The organism is Shewanella sp. MM_2022_3 (genome assembly GCF_022557375.1).
GTDB classification, from domain to species: domain Bacteria; phylum Pseudomonadota; class Gammaproteobacteria; order Enterobacterales; family Shewanellaceae; genus Shewanella; species Shewanella xiamenensis.
Genome location: NZ_JAKZGV010000001.1, coordinates 17,276 through 35,778 on the forward strand (window position 1 = coordinate 17,276; position 18,503 = coordinate 35,778).

The following is an 18,503-nucleotide window of genomic DNA, read 5'->3' on the forward strand; positions in this document are numbered from 1 at the left end:
TTGCTTAATCCCGTTTAGATATCAAGAACTTGAGGTTGTTGTGCAGCGTGGTTATGTTCTGCGCCAGCGTAAACTTTCAGTTTACGGAACATGGCACGGCCCAGTGGACCTTTTGGTAACATACCCTTAACTGCTTTCTCGATGATCATTTCTGGCTTATGAGCTTGCAGCTTTTCAAAGCTGATTTGCTTAATGCCACCAGGGAAGCCTGAGTGCGAGTAGTACGTCTTGCCTTGCGCTTTGTTACCAGTAACAGTAACTTTCTCAGCGTTGATAACGATGATGTAATCACCAGTGTCAACGTGAGGAGTGTATTCAGGCTTGTGCTTACCGCGTAAACGCAGAGCGATTTCGGTAGCGATACGACCTAAAGTTTTGCCGTCTGCATCAACGACGAACCAGTCACGAGTTACAGTTTCTGGTGTAGCAGTAAAAGTCTTCATTATTACAAAAACCCAAAGTTAATTTTCTGTCTCACATGTTGCTTGCAATGACAAACAACACAAAATTGCCTTTCAGTACCCCTTCGAGTACTTAACTCGGCGTACAACTTCCACCTAGTTTGGTGGAGTAACGTGGGCAGGTGGCGGATTATAGACAAACGTGAGTTAAAAATCACCTGATATTTTGACAAAAATCATAAAAATTCGATCGATGTGGCTCATTACTACGCTAAGGAATGAGCCACTGAAGATTTGTCGAGAAAAACCTCGCAAAGCACGCTCTGCAATAGTCTAAGACTTAGGGTAAATGCTCTGATTTTAAGTAATCGTGGGATTGCATTTCAATCAAACGGGAACGACAACGTCTGAATTCAAAACTCAATAAGCCGTCGGCATAAATGTCTTCTAACGGCACCTGCGCGGACACGATCAATTTAACGTTTCGTTCGTAAAACTCATCCACCATGGCCAAAAAGCGTCTGGCGATATCATCACCCGTTAAAAATGCGCCCATTTGCTCAATGCCACTCACCAGCACGGTATGATAAATCCGCGCCAGTTCCATATAATCCCGCTGACTACGGGGGCCATCACATAAGGCTCTAAAATCCGCCAGTAAGACGCCTTGCGCCTGTTGGCGAATGGATATTTCACGGCCTTCAATTTCAATCGCGTCAGTTGAAATCTCGGCCTCAGGCGCTAACTGACGGAAATAACGCAGTAAGTTAGTATCGGCCTGCTCATCAAGTGGATAGTGGTAAATTTCTGCCTGCTCTAACGTCCGTAGACGGTAGTCGATACCCGAATCCACATTTAATACTTCACAATGCTGATTGATCAGCGCGATCGCAGGAAGAAATCGCGCCCGTTGCAACCCATTTTTATATAGGTCATCGGGGATGATATTTGAAGTCGCCACTAAGACCACGCCTTCTTTAAAAAGCGCTTGGAATAAGGTGCCAAGCAACATGGCGTCGGTGATATCTGACACGAAAAACTCATCAAAACAAATGACTTTATATTTTGCCGCCATTTGTTTGGCAATCACTAATAATGGATCGCGCGTACCTTTAAGGGTGTCTAAATCTAAATGCAGTTGATGCATAAAACGATGAAAGTGCGCCCTTAACTTTTGATTACCAGGTAATGCATCAAAGAAGGTGTCCATCAAATAGGTTTTGCCGCGGCCTACGCCTCCCCAAAGATAAAGCCCTTTTGTAGGCGCGGGTGCCGACTTTAAGCCAAAAGAAGTCAATAGCTTACCAAATAAAGAGTTAGGCTCTTCGGCTACGGTGAGATCCTCATAAACGCGTTGCAGCGCCTTTACCGCCATTTCCTGCGCCGGATCATGGGTAAAACCATCACGAGTAAGATCTTTTTGATAATGCTGCCAAGGGCTTAACTGGGGCACGTTATTATTCTCTTTTATCCTTTGGAAAAACTGCGTCGATATTAACACGGCCAAGATGACGCAGCATATATTTATACCCTATCAACTTGGATCTGTAGTGAGCTTGCGGAGAGGCCCAGCACAACGGCTTAATATGATAAAACTGATTAGGAAGAACTATGCTGTTAGCTGATTAAACTCAATGGTTGGAAGTTATTGGGGCTTGAAAAATACCTTAAAAGCCCACAGGTTTCACTTCAGTTACAGTCAATAAAATGTTGATAAAATAACCGTTAAGAAATTAACCTTTGTTAATATTGATGAACTTTTTCAATGAGGTGCGTGTCCGAATGGTTACCTAGGCAAATAGCCGGTAACGATACAGATTCGATCTGGTGCGGACACAAACTGACGACGCATTACATCCAGATCCTTGATCCCTTATTTGGAGTTATGAATAGATGAAAACGAAATTATCTGTACTTTCAGCCGCAATGTTAGCCGCAACCCTGACAATGATGCCTGCGGTTTCACAGGCCGCTATACCGCAATCTGTTGAGGGACAACCCATACCCAGTCTTGCGCCTATGCTAGAGCGCACGACTCCCGCAGTGGTTTCTGTAGCGGTTTCCGGCACCCATGTTTCTAAACAACGCGTTCCGGATGTGTTCCGCTATTTCTTCGGCCCGAATGCACCGCAGGAACAAGTACAAGAGCGTCCATTTAGAGGCTTAGGCTCTGGTGTGATTATCGATGCTGACAAAGGCTATATTGTCACCAATAACCATGTGATTGACGGTGCCGATGATATCCAAGTTGGCTTACATGACGGCCGTGAAGTCAAAGCCAAATTGATTGGTACCGACTCAGAATCCGACATTGCCTTACTGCAAATCGAAGCTAAAAATCTGGTCGCAATTAAAACCTCCGACTCAGATGAGCTGCGTGTTGGTGACTTTGCCGTGGCTATTGGTAACCCCTTCGGTCTAGGACAAACCGTGACCTCAGGGATTGTCAGTGCCCTAGGCCGTAGTGGTTTAGGCATTGAAATGCTTGAAAACTTTATCCAAACCGACGCAGCTATCAATAGTGGTAACTCGGGCGGCGCGCTGGTTAACCTTAAAGGTGAACTGATCGGTATTAACACGGCTATCGTCGCACCAAACGGTGGTAACGTCGGTATCGGTTTTGCGATTCCCGCAAACATGGTGAAAAACCTCGTGGCTCAAATTGCCGAACACGGTGAGGTCCGCCGTGGTGTATTGGGGATTTCAGGCCGTGATTTAGATAGCCAACTTGCCCAAGGCTTTGGGTTAGACACTCAGCACGGGGGCTTTGTGAATGAAGTCACTGCGGGCAGTGCTGCCGAAAAAGCAGGTATTAAAGCGGGCGATATTATTGTCAGCGTGGATGGACGAGCAATTAAGTCGTTCCAAGAGCTGCGAGCTAAAGTGGCAACCATGGGCGCAGGCGCCAAGGTCGAACTGGGCCTTATCCGTGATGGCGATAAGAAGACCGTGAGTGTCACCTTAGGCGAAGCAAGCCAAACCACTGAAAAAGCGGCTGGTGCTGTACATCCTATGTTGCAAGGAGCCTCATTAGAAAATGCCTCTAAAGGGGTTGAAATTACCGATGTCGCGCAAGGCTCGCCTGCGGCAATGAGTGGTCTGCAAAAAGGCGATTTGATTGTCGGTATCAATCGTTCTGCGGTGAAAGATCTCAAATCACTCAAGGAACAGCTCAAAGATCAAGAAGGTGCTGTAGCCCTGAAGATCCTGCGTGGTAAGAGCTTATTGTACCTAGTGCTGCGTTAATCGATACGCCGGTCTGATTTATATCCCATAATCAGATGCAGATCAGCATAGGGAACGCGCGTTCCCTATGCTTTAACTTGTTAAACATGTTAATCTAACTCACCTTTTTTAATACTTAGCCTGCCATGACAATAAAAGAAACCCTGTTATATCTCGGTAAAGCCGTGCTTTTCGGCCTTATCATGGCGGCCATGTTTTTATTGGTGACTCACTACTTCGATAATAAGAGTCTTGGCAATTCACTTCTGCAAAACCGCGGTAATAATACAGTTGAACTGTCCTTTGCTAAGGCAGTGCGCCGCGCAGCACCTGCCGTAGTCAATATTTACAGCTTAAGTATCGATCAGAGCCGTCCATTGAATTCTGGCTCACTCCAAGGTTTAGGATCTGGGGTGATCATGAGTAAAGAAGGCTATATTCTCACGAATTATCATGTCATTAAAAAAGCCGATGAAATTGTAGTCGCCCTACAAGATGGCCGCAAATTCACCTCGGAAGTCGTAGGTTTTGATCCCGAAACCGATCTTTCTGTGCTTAAGATCGAAGGCGATAATCTTCCTACTGTGCCAGTCAATCTCGACAGCCCACCGCAGGTTGGTGATGTGGTATTAGCCATTGGTAACCCTTATAACCTTGGGCAAACCATTACCCAAGGTATTATCAGCGCCACGGGTCGTAACGGCTTGAGTTCGGGTTATTTAGACTTTTTACAGACAGATGCCGCGATTAACGCCGGTAACTCAGGCGGCGCCTTAATCGACACTAATGGTAGCCTGATTGGTATCAACACCGCCGCCTTCCAAGTGGGCGGCGAAGGTGGCGGCCACGGCATTAACTTCGCGATCCCGATTAAACTGGCCCACAGCATTATGGGTAAACTGATTAAAAATGGTCGAGTGATCCGTGGTGCCTTAGGGATCTCTGGCGAACCGATTAACCCAGTTGTGGCACAAATCCTCAACCTGCCCGATTTACGTGGTGTATTAGTTACTGGTGTCGATCCTAATGGTCCAGCGGCACGAGCGCAGCTACAACCAAGGGATGTAATCATCAAATACGGCGACGAAGATGTGCCTGGGGTCGAAATGCTGATGGATAGAATTGCCGAAACTACGCCCGGCAAGAAAATCATGATGACAGTTATCCGCCAAGGTAAACAGCAGGAACTACCCGTTATTATCGATGAAAAAGTCGTCGTCGATAATTAAGCTCTGTAACTAACTTTGTTAATCTCAGAATGAGGCATGTAAAACCTCATTCTGAGTCATCGTCCAAATCACCTATTACCTACCCTCAAATGCAGAGCTAAATATAGCACTGCCATTTCTAACGGACTTTTGCCCCTTTGTGTGTTTAGGCTCATTAGCTCAAACGAAAATTCCCACATCTGCTGCCATACAAATTCTTATCTATTTGGCTATGTTTGGCCTTACCAGAAATCGACTAACAATGTATGGGTATACAGTCGTATTTAAATTTAGATGCTTTTGAGTGTTTTTACACTCATTAGTTTGCGCGTTTATCCAGCCTAAAATTTATAAAACCCTTAAAAATCATTCGCATAAACTTTCCCAAAATTAGTTAATAGGTTTGGAAAACGCGCATGCGCGTTTTTCCGGATGGTGTATTAGATAAAAAGCTGATAAGTTCTTTGCAATACAAACAGTTAATGATGCGCGTTTTTACTGGTCTAATGAGGTAAACGCGCATGCGCACTAATAAAATGTTAGTGGTCAATGATGAATCGAATCTTATTTTTTATCTTTGCTCTTCTGAGCTCACATGGGATCGCTGAGGAATCAGAGGCTCCAGAAACTATCTGGTTAGAATCAGATGAAATGGTTTCTTGCATTCCACGCGAGTTAGGCCGCGACGATGTTCTCCGAGTTAATCTTAGTGAGCATCACGGTAAGGAACTTGCCTTATACAGGCACGACGAAAACCTATGGCTATTTTTGGTAGTTGGCTCACCGCCATCAACCATGAAGTCTTTAATGTCTTCTCCACAGTTTGAAAGCGCAAAGAAAATTGAAATATCTCCAACCACAACAGGGTATCGGTGGGATAACAAAAGCGCTAATGAGACGATATTTTCTAAACCAGGGAAATATACCCTCTATGTAAGTGAAAACTTGGAAAGTGAGGACGGCGGCTATAAATGCGAGCTATTTGTCAAAGGCCACTAACAAGCAAAGGCAGCATCGCCCTGCGGGCTGGACGCGCTAACGCGCGCCGCTGCTTTGGTAGTTAGCTTGCAAAAGCATGAACGGTGCAATAGCGCATTTTCAGTACGTTCGGTGGGTTAGCCCGTTCGTTATTTCAACGCCGTTTGCCATTATAAAACTGGCTTGGCAAGGCGCTTAAAAGTAACTCAAACCGTTGGCGTCTTGCGCCAACGACCCGGGCGGTAGCATGGTGTTTTTCTGTTGTGCAGCCGCAAGTTTTAAAATTGCACGGCTGTTGTTGTTTGTTGCACGGGTTGCTAACAACACGCATCAGTAGCGGCCTGCGGCCGCGGGACGCTCACAAGTTCGCGCCCCTGTGCTTATAGTTAATCCATAGAAATTTTTATCCGAAATTCACCTGATACAACCGATGACCTGACACGCTTTTGTCCCTTTCCTTTTTACCCAAATAAATTGCGCTCAATAAAAAAACCAGCACTTGGCTGGTTTTTTTATTGGGAGCGAATCCTACGCAAATGTTATTGCACACGCTCTACATGCGCGCCCAACCCTTGGAACTTCTGCTCGATATGCTCATAGCCGCGATCTAAGTGATAGATGCGATCGACAATGGTTTTACCATCGGCGACTAAGCCTGCAATCACCAAGCTTGCCGACGCACGTAAATCGGTCGCCATTACCTGCGCACCACTCAAAGACTCAATGCCTTGGATAATGCAGGTATTGCCTTCAAGCTCCATGGTCGCGCCCATACGGATAAGTTCTGGCACGTGCATAAAGCGGTTTTCGAAGATGGTTTCGGTAATGGTCGCTGTGCCCTGGGCTAATACGTTGAGCACACAGAACTGTGCCTGCATATCGGTTGGAAAACCAGGATATGGTGCCGTCTTGATATTTACCGCTTTTGGACGCTTGCCTTCCATGTCGAGTTCAATCCAATCTTCACCTGTAGTGATCTTGGCACCCGCATCTTCGAGTTTCGCGATAACAGACTCTAACGAAGCTGGGTCTGCCTTTAAGCAACGGATACGACCACGGGTCACAGCGGCGGCAACAAGGAATGAACCGGTTTCAATACGATCCGGCATCACACGATATTCACAGCCCTGAAGACGCTCAACCCCTTGAATACGCAGTGTGGCACTGCCCACACCGGTGATCTTCGCGCCCATGGCAATCAAACAGTTAGCTAAGTCAATCACTTCTGGTTCACGGGCCGCGTTTTCAATCACGGTTTCACCATCGGCAAGTGCCGCGGCCATCAACAGGTTTTCGGTCGCGCCTACGCTCACCATGTCCATAAAAATATGGGCGCCCTTTAAGCGACCATCGACACGGGCCTTGATATAACCTTCTTTCACTTCAATCTTGGCGCCCATCATTTCGAGGCCATGTAAGTGAAGGTTTACTGGACGAGCACCAATGGCGCAGCCACCGGGTAATGACACGTCTGCGGTGCCATAGCGGGCTAATAACGGCCCAAGGATCAGAATCGAGGCACGCATGGTCTTAACGAGGTCGTAAGGAGCACAAAACTCATTAAGGTTCTTGGTCGAAATACGGATCTTACCTTCGCCCAACTCATCCACATCGGCGCCTAGGCAACGCAGCAATTTGCAGCTGGTGCTCACATCACGCAAATTAGGGACGTTTGAGACCACAAAGTCAGTTTCGGCTAACACGCCTGCCATTAGAATCGGCAGCGCAGCGTTTTTGGCACCGGAAATAATCACATCACCAGCAAGCGGAGGGCTTGCTTGAATCGCTAATTTATCCACTTTTCCTCACTACTAGCTGTTGAAAATTTTCTCGCGTTTCCATTGAGTCGGCGTGAAAGTTTTAATCGTTAATGCATGTAACTCACCGCTGGCGATATAGCTCATCAGGGGTGCATAAATGGCTTGTTGTTGTTTTACGCGGCTCATACCGTCAAAACATTCACCCACGGCAATCACTTTGTAGTGGCTGCCATCGGAGCTGGCGTGCACTTCATCGAGTGCTAACGCGTCACGTAAAATCTGTTCTATTAAGCTGCATTCCATGAAATTCGTTACCTTTTCAATTCGCTTCTTCGGTGAAGAAGGACTGTAAATCATATAAGTCGATTAATTTTTTTAGCTGATCCGATGCTGAGCACAACTGCAATGGCGTGCCATGCTGACGCACTAACGCCAGCAAAAATGCCACGCCAGCACTGTCGCTGTACTCCAGCTCAGTGAGCGACAACATTTGGGTGTCTTGGCTTAACAGGCTTTGCCTTTGCGGCCAAAGTGCGACCACTTGCTCCTGTGATAAACGCCCTTTGAGGTGGCAAATTTTACCCTGTTGCACAAATTCAACCACGGCGCTTACTTCCCTGCTTTAGGCTTTTTAGTCACTTTGTCTTTGGTGCGCTCTTCCAACATCTTAATCACTGAATCAATCCCCTGTTGGCGGATAAGGTTCGAGATTTCAGATTGCTTAGAGGACAGCAAACTCACGCCTTCAGCGACTAGGTCAAACGCCTTCCAAGAGTCATCCTTGAGGCGACGAACTTTAAACAACAGCTTAATCGGCGGACGACCCGCTTCGATAATCTGTACGTTTACATCGACAATCTTCTCATTGCTGAAATCACTACCAGGCGAAAACTCCACTTTTTGGTTAGTGTATTCGGTAAAAGCTTGGGCATAGGTTGAAACTAAGTAGCCTTCAAAAGCATCGACGAAACGATTGCGCTGATCTTCAGTCGACTCTTTTAAATACTGACCTAACACTTTGTAAGAGGCGTATTTATAGTCGATGTAAGGCATTAATTCTTCACGCACAATCACCTTGAGATGATCCGCATCAGCGTCAATCAACGCCTTGTCTTTGTGGAACCGATCGAAGGTTTTGTTGGCAACAGATTTCACCATGGCATAAGGATCCATAGTGTTAACCTGAGCGTCATCCGCCAGTGCGGTCGTTGCAGTAAACATCCATACTAACGGCAGTAATAAGCGCGATAAGCGTTTAAACATAGCGGTAACCCCTATTTATCCTTTGAACCCATACTATATAAGAACTGACCAATCAGATCTTCTAACACTAATGCTGAGCGAGTATCGTCAATTTTGTCGCCATCCTTAAGCATACTCACGTCATCATCGACAAAGCCTGGTGTTAATCCGAGGAACTGCTCACCGAGCAAACCTGAAGTTAAAATAGCTAAGCTACTGGTTTCAGGAAATTTATCGAAACGCTTGTCCATCACAATCGTCACCACAGCCACCAGTTTGACTGGGTCTAAATCAATCTTACTCACGCGGCCAACCACGACGCCGCCAACCTTGACCGGAGAGCGAACCTTCAAGCCACCGATATTGGTGAAGTTGGCGGTGAGGGTATAGCTACTGTCGCTGGTCTGCACTTCGATATTGGCGACTTTAAACACCAACACTAAAAAGGCCGCTAAGCCCGTTAAGAGAAACACACCCACTAATAATTCAATTTTTCGTGTCAACATGCTCAGTTACCACTCTGTTAATCCGTCGATCTGTATCCTTGGCGCTGCAATCCGTTAGCGGCCAAACATCAGGGCTGTTAGTAAAAAGTCCAATGCCAGTACGGCGAGGCTCGATTGCACCACAGTTGAAGTAGTTGCACGGCTGATCCCCTCTGGATTAGGGATCACTTGATAACCACGATATAGCGCAATCCAAGTCACCACCACGGCAAATACGCCACTCTTAATCAGGCAGTTCACTATGTCTTGGCGCCATTCTACCGAGGCTTGCAGAATCGACCAGAAGGCACCACCATCGATCCCCTTCCATTCCACGCCCACTAAATGGCCGCCATAAATACCTACCGCAGTAAACATCAGCGCCAACAACGGCATGCTTATTACACCCGCCCAAAAGCGTGGCGCAATGATTTGCCGCAGTGGGTCAATCGCCATCATCTCTAAGCTGGATAACTGCTCGGTACTCTTCATCAGACCGATTTCGGCGGTGAGTGCCGAACCTGCGCGGCCAGCAAATAACAAGGCTGTAACCACGGGGCCAAGTTCACGCAGTAAACTTAAGGCCACCATCGGGCCTAAGCTCTCCTCCGTACCAAACCCGACTAAGATGTTGTAGCCCTGCAGCGCCAACACCATGCCGATAAACAGGCCGGAGACCACAATAATGACCATAGATTGTACGCCGACCACATAGATTTGGCGCACTAATAATGGAAAACCTTTACGCACCCGAGGCCAACGAACAATCGCGCCCCACAGCATCAGGCCTGCACGGCCAAAACCGAGCACTAACTCGATAGCGCTGCGGCCAAGGTCGGCAATACTATCTAATAACTTCACTTGCCAACTCCTTTTGCCAATAATTCTTGCTGGTAATCCTTTGCCGGATAATGGAACGGCACAGGACCATCTGGCGCACCTTGAATAAACTGCTTGAGCTGCGGATTATCCGCATGCTTTAACTCCTCAGGCGTGCCATGGGCAATAACTTTTTTATCTGCAACCACATACACATAATCTGCAATCCCGAGCACTTCATCCACATCGTGGGACACCACAACCGAGGTTAAATTAAGAGCATCGGAAAGTTCGCGGATAAGCTTAACCAGCACGCCCATAGAAATAGGGTCTTGTCCGGCAAAGGGTTCATCGTACATGACCATTTCTGGTTCAAGGGCTATAGCCCGAGCTAAGGCAGCGCGGCGCTGCATCCCACCGGATAACTCGCTGGGCATCATTTGCGCGGCGCCCCGTAGACCAACGGCCTCAAGTTTCATCAGCACGATAGTCCGAATAATCTCTTCGGGCAGGCCTGAATGTTCACGCAGCGCAAAGGCAACGTTATCGAAGACGTTAATATCGGTGAATAATGCGCCACTTTGAAACAACATACTCATGCGCTTGCGCAGTTCGAATAATTCGCTACGGCTCGCCGCATGCACATCCTGTCCATCGAACAACACTTGGCCGCTATCGGGTGTTAATTGGCCGCCGATAAGCTTGAGCAAGGTGGTCTTACCTATACCACTCGGTCCCATAATGGCGGTGACTTTGCCCCTAGGGATAGACAGGCTAATATCTTCATATATGACACGCTGGCCACGGCGAAAGCCCAAATGACGGATCTCAACCAACGGCGTTTGTTCTTGAGTCATGCTTGATTCCGATATTTGAAAAGAGGTGGCCTACGCTTCCTGCCCAGACCAATCGAAGAGCCGCAAATTGTACGTAATTGCGCTTTAACCTACAACAGAATCGACACTATCGTCCTGCGATACTTTCAATTTGCCTCATTTCCAGCGAGAATGCGCCCTAAGTTTTCGCTCTGTGAAGCTAAAGTGTTACTTAATGTTTTCAGCAGTGTTGATAAATTAGCAAAATGGTTTTGTAAACGGTCAAGACATAAGCTAATTGATACAAAGATAATGTGAGTACAACTTAACTTAAAAACGCTATTGAGTTCTGCAATTAAGCATCAAACTGGCCATCATAGTTACCTTACTCACTGCGGGTGGCAAAAGGGAAATACCAAAGACGATGATATTGCTCAAGGCATTCAATGGCTAAACGATATATTCTGCCCTAATGCCTAGGCGCAGAGCTTAAACAATAGCATGCGACTCAAAGTAACAAGCCGTTAATTTTATCATCTTTATCGCGTACCAAATTGTGCTATTCCAATCCCAGACGGGGCGACAAAGACAATGCAAGAAGAGAGATAGACATGGTAGACCAATCACAATTGCGCCAGTGGGGCTGTAAAGTCATCGATATTGAAAAATCGGCCCTCGACAATCTTTATCAATATGTCGATTCCGTTGAATTCGCCCAAGCCTGCGAGTTAATCCTCAACTGCACCGGCAAAGTCATCGTGATGGGGATGGGGAAATCTGGCCATATTGGTAATAAAATCTCTGCTACCCTCGCCAGCACTGGCACCCCTGCCTTCTTTGTGCATCCAGGCGAAGCCAGCCATGGCGACTTAGGCGTACTCTCTGATAATGATATTATCCTCGCCATTTCAAACTCGGGTGAATCGAGCGAAATCCTTGCGCTGATGCCCGTTATCCAACGTAAAGCCATTCCCGTGATTGCTATGACGGGCAAACCTGAGTCCACGATGGCACGTTTGGCCAAAATTCATTTATGTATTGAAGTGCCTGAAGAAGCCTGTCCGCTCGGGCTTGCGCCAACTTCGAGCACCACCGCAACCTTAGTAATGGGTGATGCAATGGCCATTGCGCTGCTGCAAGCCAAAGGCTTTACTCGGGAAGACTTTGCCATGTCTCACCCAGGCGGTGCCCTAGGGCGTAAGCTACTGTTAAAAGTCAGTAATGTCATGCACAGTGGCGATGATTTACCACTGGTTAAACACGATATCTGCATCACCGATGCCCTGTATGAAATCTCCAAGAAGGGCCTAGGCATGACGGCGGTGATCGATGAACAAAACAAACTCGTGGGTATTTTTACCGACGGCGACCTACGCCGCGTTATCGATGCCCAAGTCAACCTACGCACCACGCCTATCGCCGATGTGATGACGCGAAACTGTGTCACAATTACTGAAAACGTCTTGGCAGCGCAGGCGCTGCAAGTGATGGACTCAAAAAATATCAACGGCCTGATAGTGATAGATAAAGACAATCATCCTGTCGGGGCGCTCAATATGCTCGATATGGTTAAAGCGGGAGTCATTTAATGCCACAGCAAGGATTTTACGGCCCGATCAGCGATGATGTGTGGCAAAGAGCGCAAAAAATTAAACTGCTGATCTGCGATGTGGATGGGGTATTTTCTGACGGCCGCATTTATTTAAGCAACTCGGGTGAGGAGCTCAAAGCCTTCCATACCCGCGATGGTTATGGCGTGCGTTCATTATTGACCAGTGGCTTTAATCTGGCCGTGATAACAGGCCGCCAGTCTAAAATTGTTGAAAACCGCATGACGGCCCTCGGTGTAACCCATATTTATCAAGGTGTGGATAATAAATTTGTCCCCTATGAAGAACTGCTGTCGCTCTACAATGTCACACCTGAAGAAGTTGCCTATATCGGTGATGATATTGTCGACCTGCCAGTGATGAATGTCGTCGGTCTTGCCGTCTGTGTCGCCGATGGACATCCCTATGTGCGCCAACACGCCCATTTTGTGACCCAGTTAAATGGTGGTCATGGTGCGCTCAGAGAGCTGACAGATCTGTTACTTCTGAGTCAAAACAAATTTACCTCAGCCCATGGGATGAGCATATGAGTCGTGTGACCCTCGCCATTATTGCTTTTTTTGGTACTGCACTCGTGCTGTATTGGCAGGTCCAACAAAAACGCGGTGGCGATACCGATAGCAGCCTGAATGATACAGACAGACCCGACTACATTATCGAAGATCTGCGCAGCATCGAGTTTAACGAGCAAGGACAAGTCAATAGTCGTGTCACGGCAAAGCACATGGAACACTATGAGCTTAAAAACCAAACAGACTTTATTCAGCCTGTCTATCTTGTGTATCCCGACCAAGGTAAAGCAAAATGGCAGATCAAAGCCGATCAAGGTCGACTCAACAAAGATACTGGCAAGGTTGTATTAGAAAATAATGTTATTATCGATGCCATCAGCCCTGGTGAACCGATACAAACCTTGTCCACCAGTTTTTTAGAACTCGATCTCAACACAATGATAATGACCTCTGACCGCATCATTTACGTCACAGGGAAAGATTTTAATATTCAAGGGCAAGGCCTTTATGCCGACCTTAACGCGCAGGAAGTGCAATTGACCAGTCAGGTAGTAGGAACCTATGAAGCAAAATAACATATTACTTGCCAGCCTAATGCTAATGACAAGCATGAATGCCTTCGCCAAGATCGGTGACTTACAGCAAGAAGTGAAAATTAAAGCCGTCAGTCAAACTGCGGACATTAAAAACAATCAGATCATTTTCTTCGGTCCCGTTGAAGTTGTTCAAGGCTCAATTAAAATCCATGCGGATCAACTCCGTGCATTTTCTGTCGAAGGCGAAAATAGTAAAGTCTTACTGGCTACAGGAAATCCAGCAACCTACAGCCAAATCCTGGATGATGGCCGCCCTGCATCTGCTAGCGCCAAAGAGATTCGCTATGAAATGGCCACTCGGACGTTGACCCTAACTGGTACAGCGACCCTAGACCAAGCGGGTAGTCAAGTTACAGGCAATTTAATTCGTTACGATATTATTCAGCAAAAACTGATCGCCGAAAGTAGCGGCAATGGTGATGATCGCGTAATTACCATTATTCAACCTGATAATTATCAGGAAGAACTCAAAAATACACCAACAGATAAACCTGTGAAAAAACAGGATTCTAAATGACCCAAATCACCTTAAAAGCACAGAATCTCGCCAAGAGTTATAAGAGTCGTCAGGTTGTCAAAGATGTCAGCCTGACGGTCAAAACGGGTCAAGTCGTCGGCCTACTCGGCCCTAACGGCGCGGGCAAAACCACCACCTTTTACATGGTCGTGGGCTTAGTTAAAAGCGATAAAGGCCATATCTTTATCGACGATGATGATTTAACCGCCGATCCTATGCATCTGCGTGCCCGCAAAGGTATTGGTTACCTACCACAGGAAGCGAGTATCTTTCGTAAATTAACCGTACACGACAACATCATGGCGGTACTGCAAACCCGTAAAGAGCTCAATAGTGACCAGCGCGAAGAAGCACTAGAGCAACTGCTAGAAGAGTTCCATATCACCCATATTCGTGACAGCCAAGGCATGTCCTTATCGGGCGGTGAACGTCGCCGCGTCGAAATTGCCCGCGCCTTAGCGGCCAACCCCAAGTTTATTCTGCTTGATGAGCCCTTTGCGGGCGTTGATCCGATCTCCGTTATCGATATCAAGAAAATTATCGAGCAGCTTAAGAGCCGAGGCCTTGGAGTACTTATCACTGACCACAATGTGCGCGAGACCTTAGACGTCTGTGAACATGCTTACATTGTGAGTCACGGTAATCTTATTGCCGAGGGCACACCCGCAGAGATCTTAGACAATCAGCAAGTTAGGGCTGTGTACTTAGGTGAACAATTCAGGCTATAGTTACTAAAACAAAGCTAATAAGCCTTGAATTTGAGAGCGCTAGGCTCCATCCATATGATATCAAGCGACCTAAACTCACAATAATAACCTAGGGATCAGCGGTAACATGAAAGCGTCACTCCAGCTCAAACTGGGTCAACAGTTAACCATGACGCCACAACTTCAGCAGGCCATTCGCCTGCTGCAACTGTCGTCATTGGAACTGCAACAAGAAATCCAGCAAGCCTTAGACTCTAATCCTCTTCTCGAGCTGGAAGAGGAGCAATTTGACGCGCCTAGCGAACGTAAGCAAGATATCGCCGATACCGACTTTAGCGAAACGACTGCCCAGCCACAGGAACAAGATAATTCCACCGTGGACATTGCCGAGTCGCTGACCAAAGAATCTCTGCCCGAAGAGTTACCCATGGATACCACTTGGGATGAAGTCTTTACCGCATCGCCAAACTCAGGTTCTGGCGCCAGCCGTGAAGATGACATGCCCTTCCAAGGGGAAACTAGCGAGGGGTTGTACGAACATTTAGAATGGCAAAAAAACCTCACGCCCTTCTCTGAAACCGATTTAGCCATTGCCACCGCGATTATTGATGCCATCGACGATCAAGGTTATCTCACTCAAAGCACTGAAGATATCCTCGAAGCCATGGGCAATCCCGAGATTGAACTCGACGAAGTCGAAGCCGTGCTCAAGCGTATTCAACACTTCGACCCCGTTGGTGTCGCGGCAAGGGATTTAAGCGAATGTTTACTGATCCAGCTATCTCATTTTTCGCCTGATACCCCTCACATCGAAAATGCCCGCATGCTGATCAAAGATCATCTAGATCTGATCGCCGCCCGCGACTTTAGGCTGTTAATGCGTAAGACCAAACTGAAAGAGGACGAGTTAAGGGACAGTATTGCGCTGATCCAAACCTTGAACCCTCGCCCCGGTTTACTCATCACCCCTGTCGATGAAGAATATGTGATCCCCGATGTTTCGGTGTCGAAGAAAAACGGCCGTTGGGTGGTCGAATTAAACCCTGACTGCATGCCAAAAATCAACGTCAATCAGCAATATGCAGCAATGGCTCGTAGTTCAAAAAATCAAGCAGATAGCCAATTTATTCGTGGTCATTTGCAGGAAGCCAAATGGTTTATCAAAAGCCTTGAAAGCCGCAACGAAACACTGCTCAAGGTGGCAAACTGCATAGTGCAATACCAACAAGGTTTCTTCGAATATGGCGAAGAAGCCATGAAACCCATGGTTCTAAACGATATCGCCGAAGCGGTAGAAATGCATGAGTCCACCATTTCACGGGTGACGACTCAAAAATACATGCATACCCCAAAAGGACTTTTTGAACTAAAATATTTCTTCTCAAGCCACGTCGGGACGGATGATGGCGGTGAGTGCTCATCCACAGCAATCAGAGCTTTCATTAAGAAACTGGTTGCAGCGGAAAACCAGAAAAAACCATTAAGCGACAGCAAGATGGCTCAACTTCTGGCAGAACAGGGAATTAACGTTGCGCGCAGAACCATTGCGAAGTACCGAGAAGCGATGCTTATTCCCCCTTCCAATCAGCGTAAAAGTTTATAGCCTATTGTGAGTATCGGAGGACGTTTCTATGCAAATAAACCTAAGTGGACACCATATCGAGATTACTGAATCGTTACGGGCATATGTTGAGGAAAAGTTTTCAAAACTTGAACGTCATTTCGAACAGATCAATAATGTGCACGTTGTGCTCAATGTTGAGAAAATGCAACAGATTGCCGAAGCGAGAATCAACCTCACCGGTGGTGAAGTCTTCGCGACTTCAGAGCATGCAGATATGTATGCTGCCATAGACGTCCTGATTGATAAACTTGATCGTCAGGTTATTAAACACAAAGAGAAGTTAACAAAACACTAGCAATGGAACTTCGTACCATACTGCGGCCGGAGTGCACAACCTGCGCCACTCCGGGCAGTAAGAAAAAGGTACTGGAACTCATCAGCGACTTAGCCGCTGCCCAGTACCCCACCCTCTCATCTCAAGAGATCTTCGAAAGCCTCGTGGCGCGCGAAAAGATGGGTAGCACAGGTATAGGTAACGGTATCGCCATTCCACATGGTCGATTAACCGATATAACACAACCCATAGCGATATTGATAAAATGTGAGGAGCCGATAGCCTTTGATGCTATCGATAAACAACCCGTCGATATTTTATTTGCACTACTCGTGCCTGCCGACCAATGTCAGCAGCACCTAAGTACCTTGTCATGCATGGCTGAAAAGCTCAGTGACAAGCAAATATTAAAACAATTGCGCAAGACGCATGATGAAACGGAACTCTATCAGGTAATCATTGGATGAAACTGGTCATAGTGTCAGGGCGTTCAGGCTCAGGCAAATCGGTCGCACTTAGAGTGCTTGAAGATCTCGGCTACTATTGTGTCGATAATTTGCCTTTGCCTTTGATTGGCAGTTTGCTTGAACAGCTCAAAGGCAGTAACGATCTCGTTGCTATCAGTGTTGACGTGCGCAATTTACCAGAGCAAGACAAAGTGCTGGTTAAACAGCTTGCCAGCCTGCCTACGGGCACTGAACTCACCAGCTTCTTCTTAAACTCCAGCGATAAAGTGTTGCTCAAACGCTACAGTGAAACGCGGCGCTTACATCCCTTATCTAAGAGCCGAGTGTCACTGCAAGAAGCCATCAAGCTTGAAGGCAAATTGCTCGAGCCGCTGTCACAGCAGATGGATCACTATATAGATACCTCTAATCTGAATATCTATGAACTCAGCGACCAAGTGCGGCAAATACTCCTTGGCAGTGTCGATAAGGAACTGGTGATCAACTTCGAGTCCTTCGGTTTTAAGCATGGTATGCCGACCGAAGCTGACTTTATGTTTGATGTGCGCTTTTTGCCAAATCCCCATTGGGAACCGGAGCTTAGACCTCTCACCGGTTTAGATGAACCCGTAGCGGAGTTTTTAAATCGCCAGCCACTGGTGAATAAGTTCATCTGGCAAATCGAGAATTTGCTCGAAACCTGGTTGCCGCATTTAGAGCGCAATAATCGTAGCTATCTGACGATTGCGATTGGTTGCACAGGTGGCCAACACCGCTCAGTCTATGTAGCCGAGCAACTAGCTAAACGTTTTAGTAATGGCAAACATAAAGTCAATGCGCGCCATCGAGAGTTGAGCCATGCCAAAACTTGAGCGCCAAGTCACCATCTGCAATAAACTCGGCTTACATGCCCGTGCCGCCACAAAGCTCGTGGTATTGGCCTCTGAGTTTGATGCCAGCATTACGCTGATCCAAGGTGAAAAACAGGCCTCTGCCGCCAGTGTATTGGGTCTACTCATGCTCGAGACGGGCATGGGTAAAACCATCACCCTCATCGCCGAAGGCCCGGATGCCGAGCCTGCACTTAATGCCATTTGTGCCCTTATCGACGCTAAGTTTGACGAAGCCTGCTAATGGTATCATCTCGATGATCCCTGCCGGTATTCAGTATCCTGTTTGGTTTTGATTTCAGCACCTTATACCAGTAAAACACATTTGTGACTCGACGCCCTCCCGTGCGCTAAATTACAATGTACTGCTGCGCTTTGGCTTAAGTCCTCAATA

The 18,503-nt window shown here is 47.0% G+C and carries 22 protein-coding genes; 13 read left to right on the forward strand and 9 right to left on the reverse strand.

The window, feature by feature from the left end; genetic code table 11:
* Positions 1 to 14: 14 nt before the first annotated feature.
* Together rplM and zapE are read right to left on the reverse strand one after the other, a co-directional pair.
* Positions 15 to 443: a 50S ribosomal protein L13 gene (gene rplM, locus MMG82_RS00100; RefSeq protein ID WP_011073682.1), complete on the reverse strand. Its 429-nt coding sequence runs from the start codon at positions 441 to 443 to the stop codon at positions 15 to 17.
* Between the two features lie 298 nt (positions 444 to 741).
* Positions 742 to 1,854: a cell division protein ZapE gene (gene zapE / locus MMG82_RS00105; protein ID WP_047533498.1), complete on the reverse strand. Its 1,113-nt coding sequence runs from the start codon at positions 1,852 to 1,854 to the stop codon at positions 742 to 744.
* A 440-nt stretch (positions 1,855 to 2,294) separates the two neighbouring features.
* On the opposite strand from zapE, the gene degQ reads away from it, so the two are divergent.
* From degQ to MMG82_RS00120, 3 genes are all read left to right on the forward strand, one after another.
* A complete protein-coding gene (degQ, locus tag MMG82_RS00110; RefSeq protein ID WP_037422060.1) occupies positions 2,295 to 3,647 on the forward strand; it encodes a Do family serine endopeptidase DegQ in 1,353 nt (450 codons plus the stop codon).
* Between the two features lie 125 nt (positions 3,648 to 3,772).
* Positions 3,773 to 4,855 (forward strand): outer membrane-stress sensor serine endopeptidase DegS, encoded by a 1,083-nt coding sequence (degS, locus tag MMG82_RS00115; RefSeq protein WP_037427151.1) that lies wholly within the window; start codon positions 3,773 to 3,775, stop codon positions 4,853 to 4,855.
* A gap of 528 nt (positions 4,856 to 5,383) precedes the next feature.
* Positions 5,384 to 5,833, forward strand: a complete 450-nt coding sequence (locus tag MMG82_RS00120; protein WP_047538721.1) for a hypothetical protein — start codon at positions 5,384 to 5,386, stop codon at positions 5,831 to 5,833.
* Positions 5,834 to 6,351: 518 nt separating this feature from the next.
* Here MMG82_RS00120 and murA read toward each other — a convergent pair.
* From murA to mlaF, 7 genes are read right to left on the reverse strand one after another with little or no spacing between them, the layout of a single operon-like run.
* A complete protein-coding gene (gene murA, locus MMG82_RS00125; RefSeq protein WP_011073687.1) occupies positions 6,352 to 7,611 on the reverse strand; it encodes a UDP-N-acetylglucosamine 1-carboxyvinyltransferase in 1,260 nt (419 codons plus the stop codon).
* Between the two features lie 12 nt (positions 7,612 to 7,623).
* Entirely contained in the window at positions 7,624 to 7,875 is a 252-nt protein-coding gene (locus tag MMG82_RS00130; RefSeq protein WP_011621481.1) for a BolA family protein, read from the reverse strand.
* Positions 7,876 to 7,891: 16 nt separating this feature from the next.
* Positions 7,892 to 8,176 (reverse strand): STAS domain-containing protein, encoded by a 285-nt coding sequence (locus MMG82_RS00135; protein ID WP_011715854.1) that lies wholly within the window; start codon positions 8,174 to 8,176, stop codon positions 7,892 to 7,894.
* A gap of 5 nt (positions 8,177 to 8,181) precedes the next feature.
* A complete protein-coding gene (locus MMG82_RS00140; RefSeq protein ID WP_037427135.1) occupies positions 8,182 to 8,835 on the reverse strand; it encodes an ABC transporter substrate-binding protein in 654 nt (217 codons plus the stop codon).
* An 11-nt stretch (positions 8,836 to 8,846) separates the two neighbouring features.
* A complete protein-coding gene (gene mlaD / locus MMG82_RS00145) occupies positions 8,847 to 9,320 on the reverse strand; it encodes an outer membrane lipid asymmetry maintenance protein MlaD (protein WP_037427133.1) in 474 nt (157 codons plus the stop codon).
* A gap of 54 nt (positions 9,321 to 9,374) precedes the next feature.
* On the reverse strand, positions 9,375 to 10,160 hold the full coding sequence (gene mlaE, locus MMG82_RS00150; protein WP_037422041.1) for a lipid asymmetry maintenance ABC transporter permease subunit MlaE: 786 nt from the start codon (positions 10,158 to 10,160) through the stop codon (positions 9,375 to 9,377).
* The gene (gene mlaF, locus MMG82_RS00155; protein ID WP_037427130.1) at positions 10,157 to 10,975 is read right to left on the reverse strand and encodes a phospholipid ABC transporter ATP-binding protein MlaF; all 819 of its coding nucleotides are present in this window, start codon (positions 10,973 to 10,975) and stop codon (positions 10,157 to 10,159) included. Before mlaF ends, mlaE begins: the two co-directional genes overlap by 4 nt.
* 569 nt (positions 10,976 to 11,544) lie before the next feature.
* Here mlaF and MMG82_RS00160 point away from each other — a divergent pair.
* The 10 genes from MMG82_RS00160 (at position 11,545) to MMG82_RS00205 (ending at position 18,353) form a co-directional block, all read left to right on the forward strand.
* Complete coding sequence (locus MMG82_RS00160; protein WP_037422034.1) at positions 11,545 to 12,522, forward strand: KpsF/GutQ family sugar-phosphate isomerase; 978 nt, start codon at positions 11,545 to 11,547, stop codon at positions 12,520 to 12,522.
* Positions 12,522 to 13,073 (forward strand): 3-deoxy-manno-octulosonate-8-phosphatase KdsC, encoded by a 552-nt coding sequence (gene kdsC / locus MMG82_RS00165; RefSeq protein ID WP_037422031.1) that lies wholly within the window; start codon positions 12,522 to 12,524, stop codon positions 13,071 to 13,073. Before MMG82_RS00160 ends, kdsC begins: the two co-directional genes overlap by 1 nt.
* A complete protein-coding gene (gene lptC, locus MMG82_RS00170; RefSeq protein WP_241406226.1) occupies positions 13,070 to 13,630 on the forward strand; it encodes an LPS export ABC transporter periplasmic protein LptC in 561 nt (186 codons plus the stop codon). The genes kdsC and lptC overlap by 4 nt, the downstream gene beginning before the upstream one ends.
* Positions 13,617 to 14,168, forward strand: a complete 552-nt coding sequence (gene lptA, locus MMG82_RS00175; protein WP_055648105.1) for a lipopolysaccharide transport periplasmic protein LptA — start codon at positions 13,617 to 13,619, stop codon at positions 14,166 to 14,168. The genes lptC and lptA overlap by 14 nt, the downstream gene beginning before the upstream one ends.
* Entirely contained in the window at positions 14,165 to 14,896 is a 732-nt protein-coding gene (gene lptB / locus MMG82_RS00180; RefSeq protein ID WP_037422019.1) for an LPS export ABC transporter ATP-binding protein, read from the forward strand. The genes lptA and lptB overlap by 4 nt, the downstream gene beginning before the upstream one ends.
* A gap of 106 nt (positions 14,897 to 15,002) precedes the next feature.
* Positions 15,003 to 16,478, forward strand: coding sequence for an RNA polymerase factor sigma-54 (locus MMG82_RS00185; protein WP_037431329.1), 1,476 nt, complete (start codon positions 15,003 to 15,005; stop codon positions 16,476 to 16,478).
* 28 nt (positions 16,479 to 16,506) lie between these two features.
* Complete coding sequence (gene hpf, locus MMG82_RS00190) at positions 16,507 to 16,794, forward strand: ribosome hibernation promoting factor (RefSeq protein ID WP_007650503.1); 288 nt, start codon at positions 16,507 to 16,509, stop codon at positions 16,792 to 16,794.
* Positions 16,795 to 16,796: 2 nt separating this feature from the next.
* Positions 16,797 to 17,240, forward strand: a complete 444-nt coding sequence (gene ptsN, locus MMG82_RS00195) for a PTS IIA-like nitrogen regulatory protein PtsN (protein ID WP_037422014.1) — start codon at positions 16,797 to 16,799, stop codon at positions 17,238 to 17,240.
* A complete protein-coding gene (rapZ, locus tag MMG82_RS00200) occupies positions 17,237 to 18,091 on the forward strand; it encodes an RNase adapter RapZ (protein ID WP_037422011.1) in 855 nt (284 codons plus the stop codon). Before ptsN ends, rapZ begins: the two co-directional genes overlap by 4 nt.
* Positions 18,078 to 18,353 carry an HPr family phosphocarrier protein gene (locus tag MMG82_RS00205; RefSeq protein WP_011627201.1) on the forward strand — a complete coding sequence of 92 codons (276 nt, stop codon included), beginning with the start codon at positions 18,078 to 18,080 and terminating at the stop codon, positions 18,351 to 18,353. Before rapZ ends, MMG82_RS00205 begins: the two co-directional genes overlap by 14 nt.
* Positions 18,354 to 18,503: the final 150 nt, after the last annotated feature.

What these genes read in the sequence shown, in the direction of transcription:
- rplM (WP_011073682.1), bottom strand. Translation starts at nt 443, where the DNA reads ATGAAGACTTTTACTGCTACACCAGAAACTGTAACTCGTGACTGGTTC.
- degQ (WP_037422060.1), top strand. Translation starts at nt 2,295, where the DNA reads ATGAAAACGAAATTATCTGTACTTTCAGCCGCAATGTTAGCCGCAACC.
- degS (WP_037427151.1), top strand. Translation starts at nt 3,773, where the DNA reads ATGACAATAAAAGAAACCCTGTTATATCTCGGTAAAGCCGTGCTTTTC.
- MMG82_RS00120 (WP_047538721.1), top strand. Translation starts at nt 5,384, where the DNA reads ATGATGAATCGAATCTTATTTTTTATCTTTGCTCTTCTGAGCTCACAT.
- MMG82_RS00130 (WP_011621481.1), bottom strand. Translation starts at nt 7,875, where the DNA reads ATGGAATGCAGCTTAATAGAACAGATTTTACGTGACGCGTTAGCACTC.
- MMG82_RS00140 (WP_037427135.1), bottom strand. Translation starts at nt 8,835, where the DNA reads ATGTTTAAACGCTTATCGCGCTTATTACTGCCGTTAGTATGGATGTTT.
- mlaD (WP_037427133.1), bottom strand. Translation starts at nt 9,320, where the DNA reads ATGTTGACACGAAAAATTGAATTATTAGTGGGTGTGTTTCTCTTAACG.
- mlaF (WP_037427130.1), bottom strand. Translation starts at nt 10,975, where the DNA reads ATGACTCAAGAACAAACGCCGTTGGTTGAGATCCGTCATTTGGGCTTT.
- MMG82_RS00160 (WP_037422034.1), top strand. Translation starts at nt 11,545, where the DNA reads ATGGTAGACCAATCACAATTGCGCCAGTGGGGCTGTAAAGTCATCGAT.
- kdsC (WP_037422031.1), top strand. Translation starts at nt 12,522, where the DNA reads ATGCCACAGCAAGGATTTTACGGCCCGATCAGCGATGATGTGTGGCAA.
- lptC (WP_241406226.1), top strand. Translation starts at nt 13,070, where the DNA reads ATGAGTCGTGTGACCCTCGCCATTATTGCTTTTTTTGGTACTGCACTC.
- lptA (WP_055648105.1), top strand. Translation starts at nt 13,617, where the DNA reads ATGAAGCAAAATAACATATTACTTGCCAGCCTAATGCTAATGACAAGC.
- lptB (WP_037422019.1), top strand. Translation starts at nt 14,165, where the DNA reads ATGACCCAAATCACCTTAAAAGCACAGAATCTCGCCAAGAGTTATAAG.
- MMG82_RS00185 (WP_037431329.1), top strand. Translation starts at nt 15,003, where the DNA reads ATGAAAGCGTCACTCCAGCTCAAACTGGGTCAACAGTTAACCATGACG.
- hpf (WP_007650503.1), top strand. Translation starts at nt 16,507, where the DNA reads ATGCAAATAAACCTAAGTGGACACCATATCGAGATTACTGAATCGTTA.
- ptsN (WP_037422014.1), top strand. Translation starts at nt 16,797, where the DNA reads ATGGAACTTCGTACCATACTGCGGCCGGAGTGCACAACCTGCGCCACT.
- rapZ (WP_037422011.1), top strand. Translation starts at nt 17,237, where the DNA reads ATGAAACTGGTCATAGTGTCAGGGCGTTCAGGCTCAGGCAAATCGGTC.
- MMG82_RS00205 (WP_011627201.1), top strand. Translation starts at nt 18,078, where the DNA reads ATGCCAAAACTTGAGCGCCAAGTCACCATCTGCAATAAACTCGGCTTA.